The organism is Candidatus Paceibacterota bacterium, assembly GCA_035546035.1.
In the GTDB taxonomy this organism is placed as follows: domain Bacteria; phylum Patescibacteriota; class Minisyncoccia; order Phycocordibacterales; family UBA6065; genus UBA6065.
Window position 1 is genome coordinate 139,909 of record DASZXC010000008.1, and the last position, 15,940, is coordinate 155,848.

Sequence of the window (15,940 nt, forward strand, 5' to 3'; positions counted from 1 at the left end):
GATGGGCATAGCAAAGAAAAGCTTCATACTGGTCGGCAATTGGAAGATGAATCCCGCTACGCGCGAAGAAGCGAAGGCGATATTTTCGCCCATTCTGCGCGCCGCAAAGGACGCTCGAAAGACTACGGTCGTCATAGCTCCTCCGGCGCCTTTTATCCGCGAGCTCGTCGGAAAAGGACCGATCCATATTTCCGCTCAGGATGTTTCCGAACATGCCGAGGGCGCTTTCACCGGCTCGGTATCGGCGCGCGAGCTCAAGAGCGCAGGCGCAGAATACGCCATCGTCGGCCATAGCGAGCGACGCAAAGCAGGCGATACGGACGAGATCGTAGCGAAAAAAGCGGCGCAGGCTCTTGAGGCGGGCCTCCGCGTCATCGTCTGCGTCGGAGAATCCGAGCGCGACCCGAATGCACAGTATCTACGCGCCGTGCGGGAGCAGGTCATCGGCATACTCTCTTCGGTAAATAAGAAGCTTGCGAAGTGGGTTACGATCGCCTATGAGCCTGTCTGGGCGATCGGCAAAAGCTATGACACGTCGCTCTCGCCGTCAGACATCCACGAGATGACTATATATATCCGCAAGGTCGCGGCCGAAGCCCTCGGAAAAAAAGACGGGCTCAAGATCCCCGTCCTCTATGGAGGCTCCGTCGATTTCGAGCATGCCAAAGCGATGCTCGCCGAATCGTCCGTCGACGGGCTTTTGATCGGCCGCCAGTCGCTCGATCCGAAGGCTTTCAGCGCGATCATCGAATATGCCGACTCCCTTTAAGAAAATCGCAGACGAAAAGGATATCAAGGGCAAGAAGATCCTCTTGCGCCTCGATTTGAACGTCCCTATCGTCGGCGGGGAAGTCCGAGACGATTTCCGCATCCGGCGCTCGATGCCGACGCTTAAAATGCTCCGCGAAAAGGGCGCTAAGACCATCGTCATAAGCCATATCGAAAGCGATGTGACGGATTCTCTATCGCGAGTCGCCACATATATAACCGCGAAAATGCCGGTCAAGGCATTCGTCGCCAAACTCGAAGACGCTCAGAAAGTCGTGAACACCATGCAGGACGGCGATATCATCATCCTCGAAAATCTCCGCCAGGATCCGGGGGAAAAGGAGAACGACCCCGTATTCGCCGGCCGTTTGGCGTCTCTGGCCGACTATTACGTGAACGACGCGTTCGCCGTGTCGCATCGCGAGCACGCTTCGATCGTATCCGTGCCGAGACTGATCCCTCATTTCGCGGGCCCGCTTTTGGCAGAAGAGGTGGGAGAGCTTTCAAAGGCCTTCAACCCTCCGCATCCGTTCTTGTTCGTCCTCGGCGGAGCGAAATTCGACACGAAATTGCCTCTCATCGAAAAATTCCTGGATATCGCCGACTATGTTTTCGTCGGCGGCGCATTGGCGAACGATATTTACAAAGAGAAAGGCTATGAAGTCGGCATTTCGACTATTGCTAAAGCCCGCGTCAATCTGAAGCACATCGAAAAGAACCCGCGCCTCATGATACCGGCCGACGTCGTCGTATCGAGCCCTCTTGAGAGGGTCGTGCGCGATCCCGAACTGGTCGGTCCCGGCGAAAAGATCATGGACGCCGGGCCGCGCACCATAAGCGAGCTCGCCGATCTTTTGAACGAGATCGAATTCGTGCTCTGGAACGGCCCGCTCGGCGACTATGAGAGCGGTTTCGGGGAGGGAACGGAATCTTTGGCCCGCGCCATCGCCGACAGCCATGCGAGGTCTATCATCGGCGGAGGCGACACCATCGCATCGGTCGCTAAAATGGGGCTCCTGGATAGATTCTCTTTCGTATCCACGGGCGGCGGCGCCATGATCGAATTCCTCGCTAAGGGAACCCTGCCGGGAATAGAAGCTCTTGGCGCCTAAGTCCGGAGATTGTCGCGGATAAGCTCTGCATTTTTGGCGAAATCTTTCGGATCCCCGGCGATATTCTTATCCGGATATATCCAGATGTGCGCATGGGGCACTTCTTCGCCTATGATCTTTGAGAGGACGAAGTCGGTGTCGAAGGCTTTTTTCTGGGCAAGGGCGATTTTGCGCGCGATCTCGAAATATGCGCCTGCATTCGGAACGTCCCAGACCCAGCGATAGTGCTTTTTCGGTATGACGAGCGCGTGTCCCGGCGAAAGGGGATTTATATCGAGAAATCCCAGGAAATCAGGGTCCTCGTAGACCTTGTGGGCGGGTATCGTTCCCGCAACTATCTTACAGAATATGCAGCTTTCCATATCTCGATGATATCACATGCTAAAATACGCTTATGAATTACGCCGTCCGGACGCCTCTCGCAGACAAACCAGCCGAACTCGGAGCTTTTTCGGACGTCGTCGCGAACCTCTTATACTCACGCGGCGTCAGGACGGCAGAAGACGCGGCGGCATTCCTTACCCCTGATTATGATTCCCATACGCACGATCCGTTCCTGATGCGCGATATGGACAAAGCGGTCGAGCGCGTCCATCGCGCCGTCAAAAATAACGAAAAGATCATCATATACAGCGACTATGACGCCGACGGCATACCGGGCGGAGTCGTTTTGCATGATGCCTTGAAGAAGATCGGTTATGACAATTTCGAAAATTACATCCCGCACCGCCACGACGAAGGGTTCGGCCTCAATTCCGGCGCGATCCAAGGATTCAAGGAAAGCGGCGCCAAGCTCCTCATCACCATAGATTGCGGCATCGCCGATTTGGAAGAGGTCGCTGAAGCGATGGGCGCGGGAATAGACGTCGTCGTGACCGACCATCATATGCCGCCGCTCGCCGAAGATGGGATAATGCAGAGATTGCCGGATGCATACGCGATTCTCAACCCGAAAGTGGCGTCGTGCGCGTATCCGGAGAAGATGCTCTGCGGTTCGGGCGTCGTCTTTAAATTCGTCCAGGCATTCTTCCGCAAGCACGGCGCTGAATTCGGCATAAAGCAGGACTGGGAGAAATGGTTCCTCGACATGGTGGGCATAGCGACGCTCTCCGATATGGTACCTTTGACCGGCGAGAACCGCACGCTCGCGTTCTATGGCCTTAAAGTACTGAAGAAGACCGCGCGGCCCGGCCTTTCCCAGCTTTTCAGGAAGCTGCGCGTAAAGCGCGAGTATATCTCCGAAGACGATGTCGGATTCACTATAACTCCGCGCATCAATGCCGCGTCGCGGATGGGCGAACCGAAGGTCGCCTTTGATCTGCTGTCGACATCGGACGAAGCGCTGGCGGGCGCATATGCCGACGCCCTCGAGCACGTGAACAACGAGCGTAAGGGGACCGTTGCCGCCTTGGTCAAAGAGGTCAAAAAGATATTAGCCGAGCGCGACATCGTCGATAAAAAAGCGATCGTCCTCGGAAATCCGGCCTGGAGGCCGTCGCTTTTGGGGCTTGTAGCCAATAGTTTGGCCGAAGAATACGGCAGGCCCGCATTCCTGTGGGGCAGGGACGGCGAAGGCGTCATCAAGGGCTCGTGCAGGTCGGGGAAGACGAATGCGTCAGGCGGTGCGGCGAGCGTCCTTGCCATCATGCAGAAGACGCCGGCTTCATTCATCGCATTCGGCGGCCACGGAGCGTCCGGAGGCTTTGAGGTTTCGAATGAAAGCGTTCATATGCTTGCCGAATCTCTCGAAAAAGCGGCTGAAGAGCTTTCGGCAGCGCACGCCGACGGAAATCCTGCTTTGGCGCAATCGGCGGTCGAGGTAGACGCGGTCATATCGCTCGAAGAAATCTCTTGGGACCTTTATAAGGACATAGAAAAGCTCGCGCCGTTCGGCGTAGGCAATCCGAAGCCGATGTTCCTCGTAAAGGGAGCGTTCATTGACGCGGTGAAGTCGTTTGGCAAGGAAGGAAATCACACAGAACTCATCTTCCGCGACCTTGCGGGTAGGAAGATATCGGCGATCCAGTTTTTCTCGCCTACGGAATCGCTCCCGAAGCACGTCGCAGCGCAAAAGCCCGTAGACATCGTCGCTCATATAGAAAAATCGACGTTCAAGAATTATCCCGAACTGCGCCTGCGCATTGTTGATATACTCTAGCCATGTCCATCACTATATTCACCGACGGATCCTCCCGAGGGAATCCCGGCTCCGGCGGCTGGGGAGCTATCATCCGCACCGACGATGAGGTAACTGAATTGGGCGGCAGGGAGGAGAATACTACCAATAATCGCATGGAGCTTTCGGCAGCGATAAACTCCCTTGTATTTGTGAGCGAGAACAAGGTTGAGGGACCGATCGTCGTTCAAAGCGACTCGAAATACGTTATTCAGGGCATAACCGAATGGGTTTCGGGCTGGCAAAGGAACGGTTGGAAGACCGCAGGCAAAAAAGACGTGGGCAATCGCGACCTTTGGGAAGCTCTGGCGTTCGCCGTGAAAGGTCTCTCTATACAATGGAAATATGTCGAAGGGCATGCGGGATATCCGGGCAACGAACGCTGTGACGAGATAGCGACATCCTGCGCCGATGGGCGCGATCCGGGTCTGTATCAAGGCGCTCGCAAACAGTACCCGATCGATCTCGATGCGAAGCCTGCCGCTGGGACGAAAAGACTATCGTCTTCGGCTCCCGCATATTCGTATCTGTCTCTCGTCGACGGCGTTTTGGAAAAGCATAAGACCTGGACCGAGTGCGAGGCTCGCGTCAAAGGCGTTCGCGGGGCGAAATTCAAGAAATCAGTGAGCGCCGTGGACGAAGCGGCTATCATTAAAGAGTGGGGGATGTAGGGATCGGGAAATAGGCGGAAATAAAAGGCGGCGCGATTCTCATCGCGCCGCCTGGTTATTTGAATGTCCGAGGTTCAGGGTCTTGGATGTACGGATCGTCGATCAATCCTGCGCAGAGCTGTTCGGAATAGCGCCTGTCTGTCACTGCCGGTTCGAGCTTCGCGAGCATATAGAAGTCGAACGCGCCGACTTCCGCCCGAAGGAGCCACTGGCCGTGAGGGCTTCCGATCTGGTGGGCCGGATCGGTATGCCATTTTTCGCGCTTTTTCCGGGCTTCGAGCCATTGCCTTCGCGCAGATTCGATTCTGTTCCGCCGCCGCTTATCCCACACCTCGAATATCGTCACCGCGATGATCAATATGGCGATCACGGATAGCAGTATCCATTCGATGGGCCTCATGATTCTTTTTCTACCTTACCATCGGGATTTTTTCTGCGCTACTTCACGTTTCCTTCATCTTCCTTCGATAAAGTTTCGGTATGAAGAGCTTCGCATTCTATCTTTTATCCATATCTTTTTTCGCCGGAGTGCTCGCGGCGTCTTTTGTCGCTATGCCTTTTGCATTTCTCATATGCGGTGCGATCGCATGCGCGATTGTTCTGATACTGATGCGGGGCAGGCCGAAGCCTTTCCTATACACATGCTCCGTGCTCGTATGCATAGTCGGAGCTTTGCGATTCGGCGTTACTAAGAGCGACGATCATCCTCTGGATCAATATATAGGCAGAAAGACGACGGTTTCCGGCATCGTCTGCGCAGAGCCGGATCAAAAGGCGGACGGGCAGAGGTTTTGCTTTCAGCCTGAAAAGAGCCCTGACCGTATCGTCGTTTCCGCGTCAAAATTTCCCGGATATCGCTATGGGGACGAGCTTCTGATAACGGCGACGCTCAAATTGCCGGAGAATTTCGAGACGTTCGAAGGCGGCCCTGAATTCGATTACATCTCATATCTCGGCAAAGACGGCATCCGCTATAAAATGTCTTTTCCCAAAATAAAAAGGCTCGCTTCGGGAAAAGGGAATCCGATCGTTTCGGGGCTCATCGCCATCAAATCCGCTTTCATGGACCGGATACGCGATGCCTTGCCCGAACCGCAGTCGTCATTCGTCGGCGGACTGCTTCTGGGCGAAAAGGGGGCTTTGCCCGAAGACGTAACGGAACATTTCCGCCGGTCGGGCTTGACGCATATACTCGTCCTTTCCGGCTCGAACGTAACGGTTGTCGCCGAAAGCCTCCTGGCGGCTTTTTCTTTCCTGCCGAAAACGGCGGGAAGATCCGCGGGCGCCGTATCCGTCGTGCTTTTCGCCGTGATGACGGGTGCATCCGCCACGACCGTGCGCGCGACGATCATGGCCCTTGTGCATTTATTCGCCGAAGGCATGGGCAGGCGATATGACGTCGTGCGGGCGCTCGTCCTTTCGGCATTTGTCATGCTCGTTCAGAATCCGCGCATACTGGCATTCGATATATCGTTCCAGCTCTCGTTCCTTGCGACGATAGCCGTTATATTCGTCGCACCTCTCATAAAAGAACGGCTCTCATTCATCCCTGAACGGTTCGGCATGCGCGAAACTCTTTCGATGACGATCGGAACGCAGATATTCACCCTGCCTTTCATCCTTTCCAAGATGGGCGAGATATCGGTCATAGCGCTCATACCGAATCTTCTAGTATTGCCGGGCGTCCCGTACGCCATGCTTGGAGGATTCGTACTGGGCATGGCCGGATTCATCGGCCATATCATTGCCGTACCCTTTGCATGGGCGACGAATCTGCTCCTTGTATACATGCTTAAGACGGTCGATGTGTTCGGTTCGCTCCCGTTCGCGACGATAAAGGCGCGCGGCTCCCTCTTCGGGGCGCCTCTCTTCGCGGTCTCTTACGCGATCTTCGCCGCGGTCCTTATTTTCCTGCGGAAGCGGCGTAATTCTCCTCAGCCGTCTGCCAATTGAGATTGACGAAGAAGTCTTCGACGTAATTCTTCTTGCCGGAAGGCTGATAGTCAGTCACGAACGAATGCTCCCACATGTCGAGGGTCAGGATAGGGGACGCGTCTACGAGCTGGCCAAGGTGCTGTTCGTCCACCCAGCCGTTCACGAGGCGGCCGGTCTTCTTGTCGGCATAGAGCATTGCCCAGCCCACGCCGCGGGTCAAAGCGATCGCCTTGAATCGCGCGAGCCAGCCGTCGAACGAGCCCCATTCAGCCTCGATCTCGGAGCGGAGGATGCTTCCATCGGCAAGGGTCTTCGGACCGCCTTCGAAATGGGCGAAATAGTATTCATGGTTCCTCATGCCGCCCCATTCGAAGCCGAAGCGCCTCTGGAGTTCGCCAAGGGCATACGCGTTTTTCTCGGAATCCTTCGCCATCTCGTCTATCTTCTCGAGGATGAGGTTTACGTGCTTCACATAGCCGGAATAGAGCTTAAGGTGCTCTTCGATATTTTTGGCGCTGATGCCTTTGAGGGCAGGGATATTGAATTTCTTTTCTTCGAATTTCTTCATAGTAGTGATGGTTATATTTTGATTATACGCTCTTCATCTTTATTTCATAGAGGGCCGATATATTCCTCTCTATGGATATACGAATGGATACAAGGATAAGGACGGGAATCGTTTTCGGTTTCGCGATTTTGGTATGCGCCGTCTTCGTTCGGTTCTTTATCGCGCGTCCGCATGATGCCTGGCGAGCTTTCGTCGAAGATGGGCTTCTTCATGTCTATTTCCTCGATATAGGGCAAGGCGACGCCATATATGTCCGCGCGCCTGACGGAAGCGACATGCTCGTAGACAGCGGCCCTTCGGCGGAAGTTTTGCGGGAGAAGCTCTCTGACGTCATGCCGCCCGGCGACAGGAAAATAGACGTCGTCGTCGAAACCCATCCCGATGCCGATCATATCTCCGGCTTCCCGGACATTTTGGAGGATTTCGAGGTCGGATCATTCCTCGAGCCCGGCATCGGCTCGAAGAATTCTATCGATGACGAGATCAAAAAGCTTGTTTCGGAGAAAGGCATCCGCGATATCCGCGCGCGGAGAGGAGAGTCGTATAAAATCGGCCCGGACGTCTCGTTCAGGATCCTTTTTCCCGACGAAGACGTCTCGAATTATAAAGACACGAATGAAGCCTCCATCGTAGCGGAGGTCGTCTACGCTTCGACGACGGTACTCCTCACAGGCGATTCCCCGAAGAAAATAGAGAATCATCTTATGAAGCTCGATGCGGCAGGCTTGAGAAGCGATATTCTGAAGCTCGGTCACCACGGATCGCGAACATCGTCGGGCAAAGCCTTCGTCCAAGCGGTGTCTCCCGCATATGCCATCGTCTCTGCCGGAGAGGGGAACCGATACGGCCATCCTCACAAGGAAGTCCTGGATATTTTGCGGTCGCTCCATATTCCCGTGCTCCGAACTGATCGGGAAGGCACGATCGAATTCGTCAGCGACGGAAAAAGGGTTTGGCGAAAATGAAAAAACCCCGCTCCGGCGGGGTTTTTTCGCATTAGATGATGCCTGCCTTCTTGAGAGTCGCGTACGCGCCGTTCTTATTGATGGTCTTGATGGCGCGAGTCGAAAGAGTGAGTCGGATAGACTTCTTCATCTCAGGGATATAGATCTTCTTCGGCTGAAGATTGAGGTGTCGGCGGACTTTTCCGGTAGGGTTGAACTGCGTCGCACGGGTGCGGTTCGAATATCCGCCTCCTACGAGGGACGTCCTTTTTGTGACTGGGCAGATTTTTGCCATAGGCCGTCATGCTATCATACGTATGTCTTTTCGCAAGCTTTTCGCTTTATATGGCCTTTCAATTCATATTTTCGCTTATCGTCCTTCTGTTCTCGGTCATCATCCATGAAGTAGCCCATGGATATGCGGCTTTGGCCCAAGGCGACCGCACCGCCGAATACGAAGGCCGCCTGACGCTCAACCCGCTCAAGCATATAGACCCTGTCGGCACTATCATATTGCCCGCGCTGTCGCTGATGCTTCCGGGAAGCTTCCTCTTCGGCTGGGCCAAGCCCGTTCCGTTCAATCCGTACAACCTGCGCAATCAGCGTTGGGGCGAAGCGATCGTGGCGGCCGCCGGACCATTGTCCAATCTCGGGATAGCCTTCGTATTCGGATTGATCATCCGTTTCTATATAGCCCCGCAGGGCATGATCGCCGGTCCGGCGGCCGCGCTCTGCGCCATCATCGCTCTCGTGAATGTCACGCTCGCGATATTCAATCTTATTCCCATACCGCCCCTCGACGGGTCAAAGATATTGAGCGCGATCCTCCCGCGATCGTGGATGCGCGTGCGCCAATCCATAGAGCGCCTCGGCTTTATCGGCGTGCTTATATTCCTCGTCTTCCTTTGGCCAATCTTCGAGCCGGTCATTCCCTGGCTCTTCCGCGTCATTACGGGGGTGTCGCTCTAGTCTTCTCGGCGTGCGTCGTTCGGTGTGATTATACGCGGCTCCTCAATACTTTGAATTTGCCGTCATCGGCTATCGTTTCGGTCGGGCCTATATATTTTTCAAGCGTCCCTTCATATGCGAGGAACGAGTTCGCGACGATATAGCATTCGCCGCCCGGCTTCAAATGCTTCTTCGCTCCCGCGGCGAATCTCTCTATGAATGAATAGTTCGTCTCGATGCCTGAATGGAACGGGGGATTGGATACGATGAGATCGAATCGGCCTTCGATCGATTCGAATGCGTCTGAATGAACGACTTGCGCGGCCAGTCCGTTCTTTTTCCTCGTCTCCTCGCTTGCATGCACAGCGATCATGCTCGTATCTGACATGGTCACATCTGCCGTCGGATTCGTCTCCTTGTATACCGCGCCTATGATGCCTGCTCCGCAACCGATATCGAGGATAGAAGCTTTGTCGTATGGAATATTATCCAAGAGCAGCTTGGTCCCTTCATCCAATTCGCCTGCGCTGAAGACGCCGGGGATATTGGCGATGTCGAGCGTCAGATTTTTATATGAAAGCGAGAAGAACTTCAGAAAATCTCGCCACGTCTTGCCTGCGCCGAGTCTTTTATTGCGACCGACATAGAGCGCTGAATGGTTTCCGACGATCTTTCGGTCGACGGGGCCTATATTTTTCTCATACAGGTCTTTCGCCGACCTGATACCCGCATCGTTCGCGCCCGCGAGCACGATCAGGCCGTTTTCCGCGACCATTCCCGACACGAGAGCGAGCGTCATGTCTATTAGTCCCTTTGATTTAGGCAAGAACACGACCGCGCTCTGGGCAGCGGCGCCAGCAGCAGAGAACGCAGGCCTGAAGATATCGGCATCGCTCTCTATAAAAAGCGGTTCGACGAGGTCGAGCTCCTGGGCGTGCTTGCGGAATAGCTCATAGGGCTGATTGCCGGTTTTCATACTGCAAATCTAGCATATCCCTGCTTTTATGCTTTTTCTTGCCCAAACTCTCTATTTATAGTAATCTCACGAGGCGTCCCAGATTTAAGTATCTGGCGCTATTTAACAGGGAAGAGGCGAGTAACGGCGCCGGACACTGAACAACCTCGTCCGGAACCGCGAAGTCACCGCATCTTCCGTAACAAAACCAACGAATGCCAACCATTCACCAGCTGGTGAAGCGAAACCGACGTTCCCTCAAAAGGAAGTCGAAGTCCGTCGCCCTCACCAAGAGCTTCAACGTGCTCAAGAACAAGCCTCGTTATTTCTATTCGCCGTTCAAGCGCGGCGTGTGCATCAAAGTGACGACCAAGACCCCGAAGAAGCCTAACTCGGCAATCCGAAAGATCGCCCGCGTTCGACTCTCTAACGGTATGGAAGTCACCGCATACGTCCCAGGCATGGGCCACAACCTCCAGGAGCACTCTGTGGTGCTTCTCAAGGGCGGTCGCGTCAAAGACGTCGGTCTTCGATACTCCGTCGTCCGCGGCGTCCTCGACTCCGCAGGCGTGGAGACTCGTCGCAAAGGTCGCAGCCAGTATGGCACCAAGAGGCCAAAGGCGGCTAAATAAGCTTTATATTCCTTAAACCAACAATCCCATGCGACGCAAGATCAATATAAAGCGCGACCTCGCTCCAGACGTAAAATACCAGTCTGAAAAGGTCTCGAAGCTTATGAACTACATCATGTACGACGGCAAGAAGAACCAGGCCCGCACGAACGTGTACAAATGCTTCGAAATCATCAAAGAGAAGACCAAGTCTGAGAATCCTCTCGACGTCTTCGAGGCGGCTCTCAAGAATACCGCTCCTAACGTAGAAGTACGCTCCCGACGCGTCGGCGGCGCCAACTATCAGGTCCCTGTCGAAGTCAGGCCGAAGCGCAAGGACGCTCTCTCTATCAAGTGGATCATAGACGCCGCTCGTTCGAAGAAGGGCGCGCCTATCTCCGCGAAGCTCGCTGACGAGATCATCGCCGCATCGAAGAACGAAGGCGAGGCGGTCAAGAAGCGTGAGAACACCCATAAGATGGCCGAAGCCAACAAGGCGTTCGCTCATTTCGCTTGGTAATTATCTAGTTCTTTTGTTCAATTAATTAATCTATGAATCGAGACTACCCATTGGATAAGGTCCGGAACTTCGGCGTCATCGCCCACATCGATGCGGGTAAGACCACGACTTCGGAGCGAATCCTTTACTACACCGGCATGATCCACAAGATCGGCGAGGTGCACGAGGGCGAGACGACCACTGACTGGATGGAACAGGAGAGGGAGCGCGGCATCACTATTACGGCTGCCGCTATCACCTGTTTCTGGAATCCGACGTACATGCCGAAGGGCGACAACAGCATGAAGCACCGCTTCAACGTCATCGACACTCCGGGACACATCGACTTCACCGTAGAGGTCAAGCGATCCCTCCGCGTGCTCGACGGCGCGGTCGTCGTATTCGACGGCGTGGCAGGCGTAGAGCCGCAGTCTGAGACTAACTGGCGCTATGCGGACGAGTCGAACGTCCCCCGCATCTGTTTCATCAACAAGCTCGACCGCATGGGCGCTTCGTTCGAAAAGTCGTTCGCATCGATCCTCGAACGCCTTAATAAGAACGGCGTGCGCATCCAGATCCCTGTCGGCGCGGAAGAGAACTTCAAGGGCGTCATAGACCTCGTTAAAATGAAGTTCTATACCTTCGAAGGCGAAATGGGCATCAACGTCATCGAACAAGAAATCCCTGCGGACATGCAGGCAGAGGCAGACAAATACCGGGCTATCCTCATCGAAAAGATCGCGGAAACCGACGACAGCCTCATGAACGCGTACCTCGAAGGAAAGCAGTTCGACATCTCGACCATCAAGGCCGGCCTCCGCAAGGCGACCCTCGCATGCAAGCTCTTCCCGGTCATGACCGGTACGGCTCTCAAGAACAAGGGCGTCCAGCTCGTTCTCGACGCCGTCGTGGACTATCTCCCGTCGCCGCTCGACATTCCTGCGGTTAAGGGCCATCACCCTGATACGGGCGAGGAGATCCTCCGTCACGCAGACGACAAGGAGCCTTTCGCGGCGCTCGCATTTAAGCTCCAGAACGATCCGTTCGTCGGCGCGCTCACGTTCTTCCGCGTGTACTCCGGTACCGTAGAAGCTGGTTCGTACATATATAACTCGACCACGGGCAAAAAAGAGCGCCTCTCGCGCATCGTGCGCCTTCAGGCGAACAAGCGCGAAGAAGTGACGAAAGTCTATGCAGGCGAGATCGCTGCAGCCGTAGGCTTAAAGGACGCTCTCACGTCTCATACGCTCTGCGACGAGAACAATCCGATCGTCCTCGAAGCCATCAAGTTCATGGAACCGGTCATCTCGCTTCGCATCGAGCCTGCTACTAAGGCCGACCAGGAGAAGATGGGCACGGCGCTCCGCAAGCTCGCGAACGAAGACCCTACGTTCCGCATCACGTCCAACGCTGAAACGGGCGAGACCCTCATCGCAGGCATGGGCGAGCTCCATCTCGAGATCATGGTAGACCGCATGAAGCGCGAATTCGGCGTCAATGCGAACGTCGGCAAGCCGCAGGTGGCATATCGCGAAACGATCCTCGGGACCGCGGAAGCAGAGCACAAGTACATCAAGCAATCGGGCGGTAAGGGTCAGTACGGCCACGTAAAGATCACTCTCAAGCCTCTCCCTGCATTGATAGAAGGCGAGAAGATCCCGAAGAACGTCTCCCGATACGATGACTTCGAATTCATCGACTCGATCAAGGGCGGCGTCATCCCGGGCGAATTCATCCCTGCGGTAGAGAAAGGTGTTCACGAAGCTATGGATCGCGGTATCGTCGCGGGCTACAAGATGGTGAACGTATCGTGCGAATTGACCTACGGTTCGTACCACGACGTGGACTCTTCGGAAATCGCATATAAGATCGCCGCCTCGATGGCATTCCAGGAAGGCGCCAAGCGTGCGAAGCCCGTCATCCTCGAGCCGATCATGAAGCTCGAAGTCGTAGCCCCGGAGAAATTCATGGGCGACGTCACCGGCTCCATCATGGCGAAGCGCGGCATGATCGAAGGCACGAACCCGAAGGGCCAGGCCGTTTCGATCATCGCAAAGGTCCCGTTGGCCGAGATGTTCGGCTATACGACCGCTCTCCGCTCGATGACCTCGGGCCAGGGAAGCGCGCAGATGGAATTCGACCACTACGAGGTCGTTCCTCCGAACGTCGAGAAGACGATCGTCGAGGCAAGGAAATAGCCTTATTCGAATCTTGCAAGAAAAAGCCGCCTCGCGAGGCGGCTTTTTCTTGACCTGTGGCGAAAGCAGGGTAGTATCGAGACGAAACTTGTACATCAATTATGATTAAAATCGTTGAAAGAACAAAAAGGAATCCTCCGGAAACTGGGCTCCTTATCCGCCGCGACGGCATATGGCGTCGCGTCATTCAATTGGACGACCGGCTCGTCGAGGAGCCTTACGAAGGAGTGATCTTTCCGGCGACCGAAAAAGAGATCGACGAGCTCCTCGCGCGAGGCGTTTCCCCGTATTGGCAGGCCTTCGGAGAGGTCTTCTATGGCGTTCCCCTTGATGACATCAGCGAGACTGCCGATGTCAGGAAGATCTTCTGGAATAGCAGTCTGGGCAGTCCGGCGTGGCAGAAAGGCTCCGTTCCGAGCCTTCCTCTTCTCGCCGCCGACGTCATCGTCTGCCGGTTCTTCGAGCATCCGTTCCCGCCGGGGACGCAGGTCCCGGTCAGCGAATTGCTTGCAGGCTTTACGCCGAGCGAAAAAGACCTCGATATCGCTGACGATCCTCATAAGACGAGCGATCTCCAGGTCTGGCTCACGGCCTGGGCCGCATACCGGAAAGTCACATTCAGCGAATCGCTTCCGATGCGCTCGCTCCTGCTCGACAAGCTCAAATGCGCGCTCATCGAGCTTGAAGCTCTGGCTAGGGCAGGGAGTTCGGACTAATCGGGCTCCGAAACGCTTTCGATCGATGTCCGAGGCCGCTCCCTGATAGGGAAGCGGCCTTTTCTTAACATAAATTGACTTCAGCGTCCGTTCTGATACTATGCTCTCATACGCATTTTTGCGTCTTTTATTATCCTTAGAACATTCATTTCGTAGACGCTCTGGATCTGGCATCTCTCGCGCACAGATCTAGGCCGCCTACAAAAGAAAAATCTTATGGCAGAATTCACACGAAGCAAGCCGCACGTTAACGTGGGTACCATCGGCCACGTTGACCACGGCAAGACTACGCTTACGACTGCGATCCTCGCGACGCAGGCTCGAGACGGTCTTGCAGTAGGCAAGGCATACGCAGATATCGCCAAGGGCGGTACCGTGCGCGATGCATCGAAGGTCGTTACCATCTCGCTCGCTCACGTCGAGTACGAGTCGAACGCGCGCCACTACGCTCACATCGACGCTCCTGGCCACGCCGACTATATCAAGAACATGATCACGGGTGCCGCTCAAATGGACGGCGCTATCCTCGTAGTGTCGGCGATCGACGGCCCTATGCCGCAGACTCGAGAGCACATCCTCCTCGCAAAGCAGGTCGGCGTGCCAAGGATCGTGGTATTCCTCAACAAATGCGATGCCGTTGAAGACAAGGATCTCATCGACCTTGTCGAAGGCGAAGTCAGGGATCTCCTTACGAAATACGGCTATGACGGCGCTAACACTCCTGTTATCCGCGGATCGGCTCTCAAGGCTCTTGAAGCGAAGGACAATACGGACGAGTGGGCAATGAAGATCAAGGATCTCATGAATACGCTCGACACCTATATCCCTATGCCGGAGCGCGCTACGGACAAGCCATTCCTCATGCCTATCGAGGACATCTTCTCGATCGAAGGCCGCGGAACTGTGGTCACGGGCCGTATCGAGCGCGGTCAGGTAAAAGTCGGCGACACCGTCGAGATCGTCGGTATCAAGGACACCACGAACACGACGATCACTGGTATCGAAATGTTCAACAAGCAGCTCCAGTCGGGCATGGCGGGCGACAACGCCGGCGTTCTCCTCCGCGGCACCGCGAAGGACGCCGTCCATCGCGGTCAGGTCCTCGCAAAGCCGGGCTCGGTCACCCCTCACACCGAATTCGAGGCAGAGGTCCTCATCCTCAAGAAGGAAGAAGGTGGCCGCCACACTCCATTCTTCAACGGTTACAAGCCGCAGTTCTACGTTCGAACCACGGACGTTACCGGCGAAGTCACCCTCAAGCCTGGCGTTGAAATGGTCATGCCTGGCGACACCGTCACGTTTTCGGTCAAGCTCCACGCTCCTATCGCCCTTGAGGCGCAGCAGCGCTTCGCTATCCGCGAAGGCGGCAAGACCGTAGGCGCAGGCGTCGTCACCAAGATCAACAAGTAATTATGGCTACGGCTCCTAAAAAAGCAGCTCCGAAGAAGGCTCCGGCAAAAGCGAAAGCGGCAGACACCTCTCCTCGCTTGAGGATCCGCGTGCGAGCGTACGAGAACAAGATCCTCGACGCTTCGGTCAAGCAGATCATCGACACCGCTCTCCGTTACGACGTAACGGTTCTCGGCCCGGTCCCTCTTCCTACGGAGATCAAGAAATATACGGTGAACCGCTCGTCGTTCGTATACAAGAATGCGCGAGAACAGTTCGAGATGCGAGTCCACAAGCGCCTCATCGATATCTTGAATCCGAACGCGAAGATCATCGAAGCCCTTACGAATATGTCGCTCCCATCGGGCGTGAACATCGACGTCAAGATGATCTAAAGCAGAAACCTGCAATATAAAACCACCCCGCCGAGGCCTGGGGTGGTTTTATATT

18 protein-coding genes are annotated in these 15,940 nt (G+C 55.1%); 13 read left to right on the forward strand and 5 right to left on the reverse strand.

Features of this window, described 5'->3' with window-relative positions:
• Position 1 precedes the first annotated feature (1 nt).
• Entirely contained in the window at positions 2 to 769 is a 768-nt protein-coding gene (tpiA, locus tag VHE10_02080) for a triose-phosphate isomerase (GenBank protein HVU06552.1), read from the forward strand.
• Positions 753 to 1,880, forward strand: a complete 1,128-nt coding sequence (pgk, locus tag VHE10_02085; protein ID HVU06553.1) for a phosphoglycerate kinase — start codon at positions 753 to 755, stop codon at positions 1,878 to 1,880. The genes tpiA and pgk overlap by 17 nt, the downstream gene beginning before the upstream one ends.
• On the opposite strand, the gene VHE10_02090 is transcribed toward pgk, so the two are convergent.
• Positions 1,877 to 2,242 carry an HIT domain-containing protein gene (locus VHE10_02090; GenBank protein HVU06554.1) on the reverse strand — a complete coding sequence of 122 codons (366 nt, stop codon included), beginning with the start codon at positions 2,240 to 2,242 and terminating at the stop codon, positions 1,877 to 1,879. The two genes, pgk and VHE10_02090, sit on opposite strands and share 4 nt — an antisense overlap.
• Positions 2,243 to 2,274: 32 nt before the next feature.
• Here VHE10_02090 and recJ point away from each other — a divergent pair, with 32 nt between their 5' ends.
• Together recJ and rnhA are read left to right on the forward strand one after the other, a co-directional pair.
• Positions 2,275 to 4,038 carry a single-stranded-DNA-specific exonuclease RecJ gene (gene recJ, locus VHE10_02095; GenBank protein ID HVU06555.1) on the forward strand — a complete coding sequence of 588 codons (1,764 nt, stop codon included), beginning with the start codon at positions 2,275 to 2,277 and terminating at the stop codon, positions 4,036 to 4,038.
• 2 nt (positions 4,039 to 4,040) lie between these two features.
• A complete protein-coding gene (rnhA, locus tag VHE10_02100) occupies positions 4,041 to 4,727 on the forward strand; it encodes a ribonuclease HI (GenBank protein HVU06556.1) in 687 nt (228 codons plus the stop codon).
• A gap of 55 nt (positions 4,728 to 4,782) precedes the next feature.
• Here rnhA and VHE10_02105 read toward each other — a convergent pair whose 3' ends face one another.
• A complete protein-coding gene (locus VHE10_02105; protein ID HVU06557.1) occupies positions 4,783 to 5,127 on the reverse strand; it encodes a hypothetical protein in 345 nt (114 codons plus the stop codon).
• An 80-nt stretch (positions 5,128 to 5,207) separates the two neighbouring features.
• Between VHE10_02105 and VHE10_02110 the strand changes: the two genes are divergently transcribed.
• Positions 5,208 to 6,680, forward strand: a complete 1,473-nt coding sequence (locus VHE10_02110; protein ID HVU06558.1) for a ComEC/Rec2 family competence protein — start codon at positions 5,208 to 5,210, stop codon at positions 6,678 to 6,680.
• On the opposite strand, the gene VHE10_02115 is transcribed toward VHE10_02110, so the two are convergent.
• The gene (locus tag VHE10_02115) at positions 6,631 to 7,230 is read right to left on the reverse strand and encodes a Fe-Mn family superoxide dismutase (GenBank protein HVU06559.1); all 600 of its coding nucleotides are present in this window, start codon (positions 7,228 to 7,230) and stop codon (positions 6,631 to 6,633) included. The genes VHE10_02110 and VHE10_02115 overlap by 50 nt on opposite strands.
• A 71-nt stretch (positions 7,231 to 7,301) precedes the next feature.
• Here VHE10_02115 and VHE10_02120 point away from each other — a divergent pair, with 71 nt between their 5' ends.
• On the forward strand, positions 7,302 to 8,195 hold the full coding sequence (locus VHE10_02120; protein ID HVU06560.1) for a ComEC/Rec2 family competence protein: 894 nt from the start codon (positions 7,302 to 7,304) through the stop codon (positions 8,193 to 8,195).
• Positions 8,196 to 8,226: 31 nt separating this feature from the next.
• On the opposite strand, the gene VHE10_02125 is transcribed toward VHE10_02120, so the two are convergent.
• Entirely contained in the window at positions 8,227 to 8,469 is a 243-nt protein-coding gene (locus VHE10_02125; protein ID HVU06561.1) for a bL28 family ribosomal protein, read from the reverse strand.
• A gap of 50 nt (positions 8,470 to 8,519) precedes the next feature.
• Here VHE10_02125 and VHE10_02130 point away from each other — a divergent pair, with 50 nt between their 5' ends.
• A complete protein-coding gene (locus VHE10_02130) occupies positions 8,520 to 9,143 on the forward strand; it encodes a site-2 protease family protein (protein HVU06562.1) in 624 nt (207 codons plus the stop codon).
• Between the two features lie 28 nt (positions 9,144 to 9,171).
• On the opposite strand, the gene VHE10_02135 is transcribed toward VHE10_02130, so the two are convergent.
• Positions 9,172 to 10,098 carry a class I SAM-dependent methyltransferase gene (locus VHE10_02135; GenBank protein ID HVU06563.1) on the reverse strand — a complete coding sequence of 309 codons (927 nt, stop codon included), beginning with the start codon at positions 10,096 to 10,098 and terminating at the stop codon, positions 9,172 to 9,174.
• A gap of 194 nt (positions 10,099 to 10,292) precedes the next feature.
• Between VHE10_02135 and rpsL the strand changes: the two genes are divergently transcribed.
• From rpsL to rpsJ, 6 genes are all read left to right on the forward strand, one after another.
• Positions 10,293 to 10,709 (forward strand): 30S ribosomal protein S12, encoded by a 417-nt coding sequence (gene rpsL, locus VHE10_02140; protein ID HVU06564.1) that lies wholly within the window; start codon positions 10,293 to 10,295, stop codon positions 10,707 to 10,709.
• A 28-nt stretch (positions 10,710 to 10,737) separates the two neighbouring features.
• Positions 10,738 to 11,208, forward strand: a complete 471-nt coding sequence (rpsG, locus tag VHE10_02145; GenBank protein HVU06565.1) for a 30S ribosomal protein S7 — start codon at positions 10,738 to 10,740, stop codon at positions 11,206 to 11,208.
• Positions 11,209 to 11,240: 32 nt separating this feature from the next.
• The gene (fusA, locus tag VHE10_02150) at positions 11,241 to 13,385 is read left to right on the forward strand and encodes an elongation factor G (GenBank protein ID HVU06566.1); all 2,145 of its coding nucleotides are present in this window, start codon (positions 11,241 to 11,243) and stop codon (positions 13,383 to 13,385) included.
• A 101-nt stretch (positions 13,386 to 13,486) separates the two neighbouring features.
• Complete coding sequence (locus VHE10_02155) at positions 13,487 to 14,101, forward strand: hypothetical protein (GenBank protein ID HVU06567.1); 615 nt, start codon at positions 13,487 to 13,489, stop codon at positions 14,099 to 14,101.
• Positions 14,102 to 14,317: 216 nt separating this feature from the next.
• Entirely contained in the window at positions 14,318 to 15,511 is a 1,194-nt protein-coding gene (gene tuf, locus VHE10_02160; protein HVU06568.1) for an elongation factor Tu, read from the forward strand.
• Positions 15,511 to 15,885, forward strand: coding sequence for a 30S ribosomal protein S10 (gene rpsJ, locus VHE10_02165; GenBank protein HVU06569.1), 375 nt, complete (start codon positions 15,511 to 15,513; stop codon positions 15,883 to 15,885). Before tuf ends, rpsJ begins: the two co-directional genes overlap by 1 nt.
• The last annotated feature ends 55 nt before the right edge of the window (positions 15,886 to 15,940 follow it).

Bases quoted from the DNA above. Each gene is read 5' to 3' on its own strand.
- tpiA (HVU06552.1), top strand. From the start codon at position 2: ATGGGCATAGCAAAGAAAAGCTTCATACTGGTCGGCAATTGGAAGATG.
- pgk (HVU06553.1), top strand. From the start codon at position 753: ATGCCGACTCCCTTTAAGAAAATCGCAGACGAAAAGGATATCAAGGGC.
- VHE10_02090 (HVU06554.1), bottom strand. From the start codon at position 2,242: ATGGAAAGCTGCATATTCTGTAAGATAGTTGCGGGAACGATACCCGCC.
- recJ (HVU06555.1), top strand. From the start codon at position 2,275: ATGAATTACGCCGTCCGGACGCCTCTCGCAGACAAACCAGCCGAACTC.
- rnhA (HVU06556.1), top strand. From the start codon at position 4,041: ATGTCCATCACTATATTCACCGACGGATCCTCCCGAGGGAATCCCGGC.
- VHE10_02105 (HVU06557.1), bottom strand. From the start codon at position 5,127: ATGAGGCCCATCGAATGGATACTGCTATCCGTGATCGCCATATTGATC.
- VHE10_02110 (HVU06558.1), top strand. From the start codon at position 5,208: ATGAAGAGCTTCGCATTCTATCTTTTATCCATATCTTTTTTCGCCGGA.
- VHE10_02115 (HVU06559.1), bottom strand. From the start codon at position 7,230: ATGAAGAAATTCGAAGAAAAGAAATTCAATATCCCTGCCCTCAAAGGC.
- VHE10_02120 (HVU06560.1), top strand. From the start codon at position 7,302: ATGGATATACGAATGGATACAAGGATAAGGACGGGAATCGTTTTCGGT.
- VHE10_02125 (HVU06561.1), bottom strand. From the start codon at position 8,469: ATGGCAAAAATCTGCCCAGTCACAAAAAGGACGTCCCTCGTAGGAGGC.
- VHE10_02130 (HVU06562.1), top strand. From the start codon at position 8,520: ATGGCCTTTCAATTCATATTTTCGCTTATCGTCCTTCTGTTCTCGGTC.
- VHE10_02135 (HVU06563.1), bottom strand. From the start codon at position 10,098: ATGAAAACCGGCAATCAGCCCTATGAGCTATTCCGCAAGCACGCCCAG.
- rpsL (HVU06564.1), top strand. From the start codon at position 10,293: ATGCCAACCATTCACCAGCTGGTGAAGCGAAACCGACGTTCCCTCAAA.
- rpsG (HVU06565.1), top strand. From the start codon at position 10,738: ATGCGACGCAAGATCAATATAAAGCGCGACCTCGCTCCAGACGTAAAA.
- fusA (HVU06566.1), top strand. From the start codon at position 11,241: ATGAATCGAGACTACCCATTGGATAAGGTCCGGAACTTCGGCGTCATC.
- VHE10_02155 (HVU06567.1), top strand. From the start codon at position 13,487: ATGATTAAAATCGTTGAAAGAACAAAAAGGAATCCTCCGGAAACTGGG.
- tuf (HVU06568.1), top strand. From the start codon at position 14,318: ATGGCAGAATTCACACGAAGCAAGCCGCACGTTAACGTGGGTACCATC.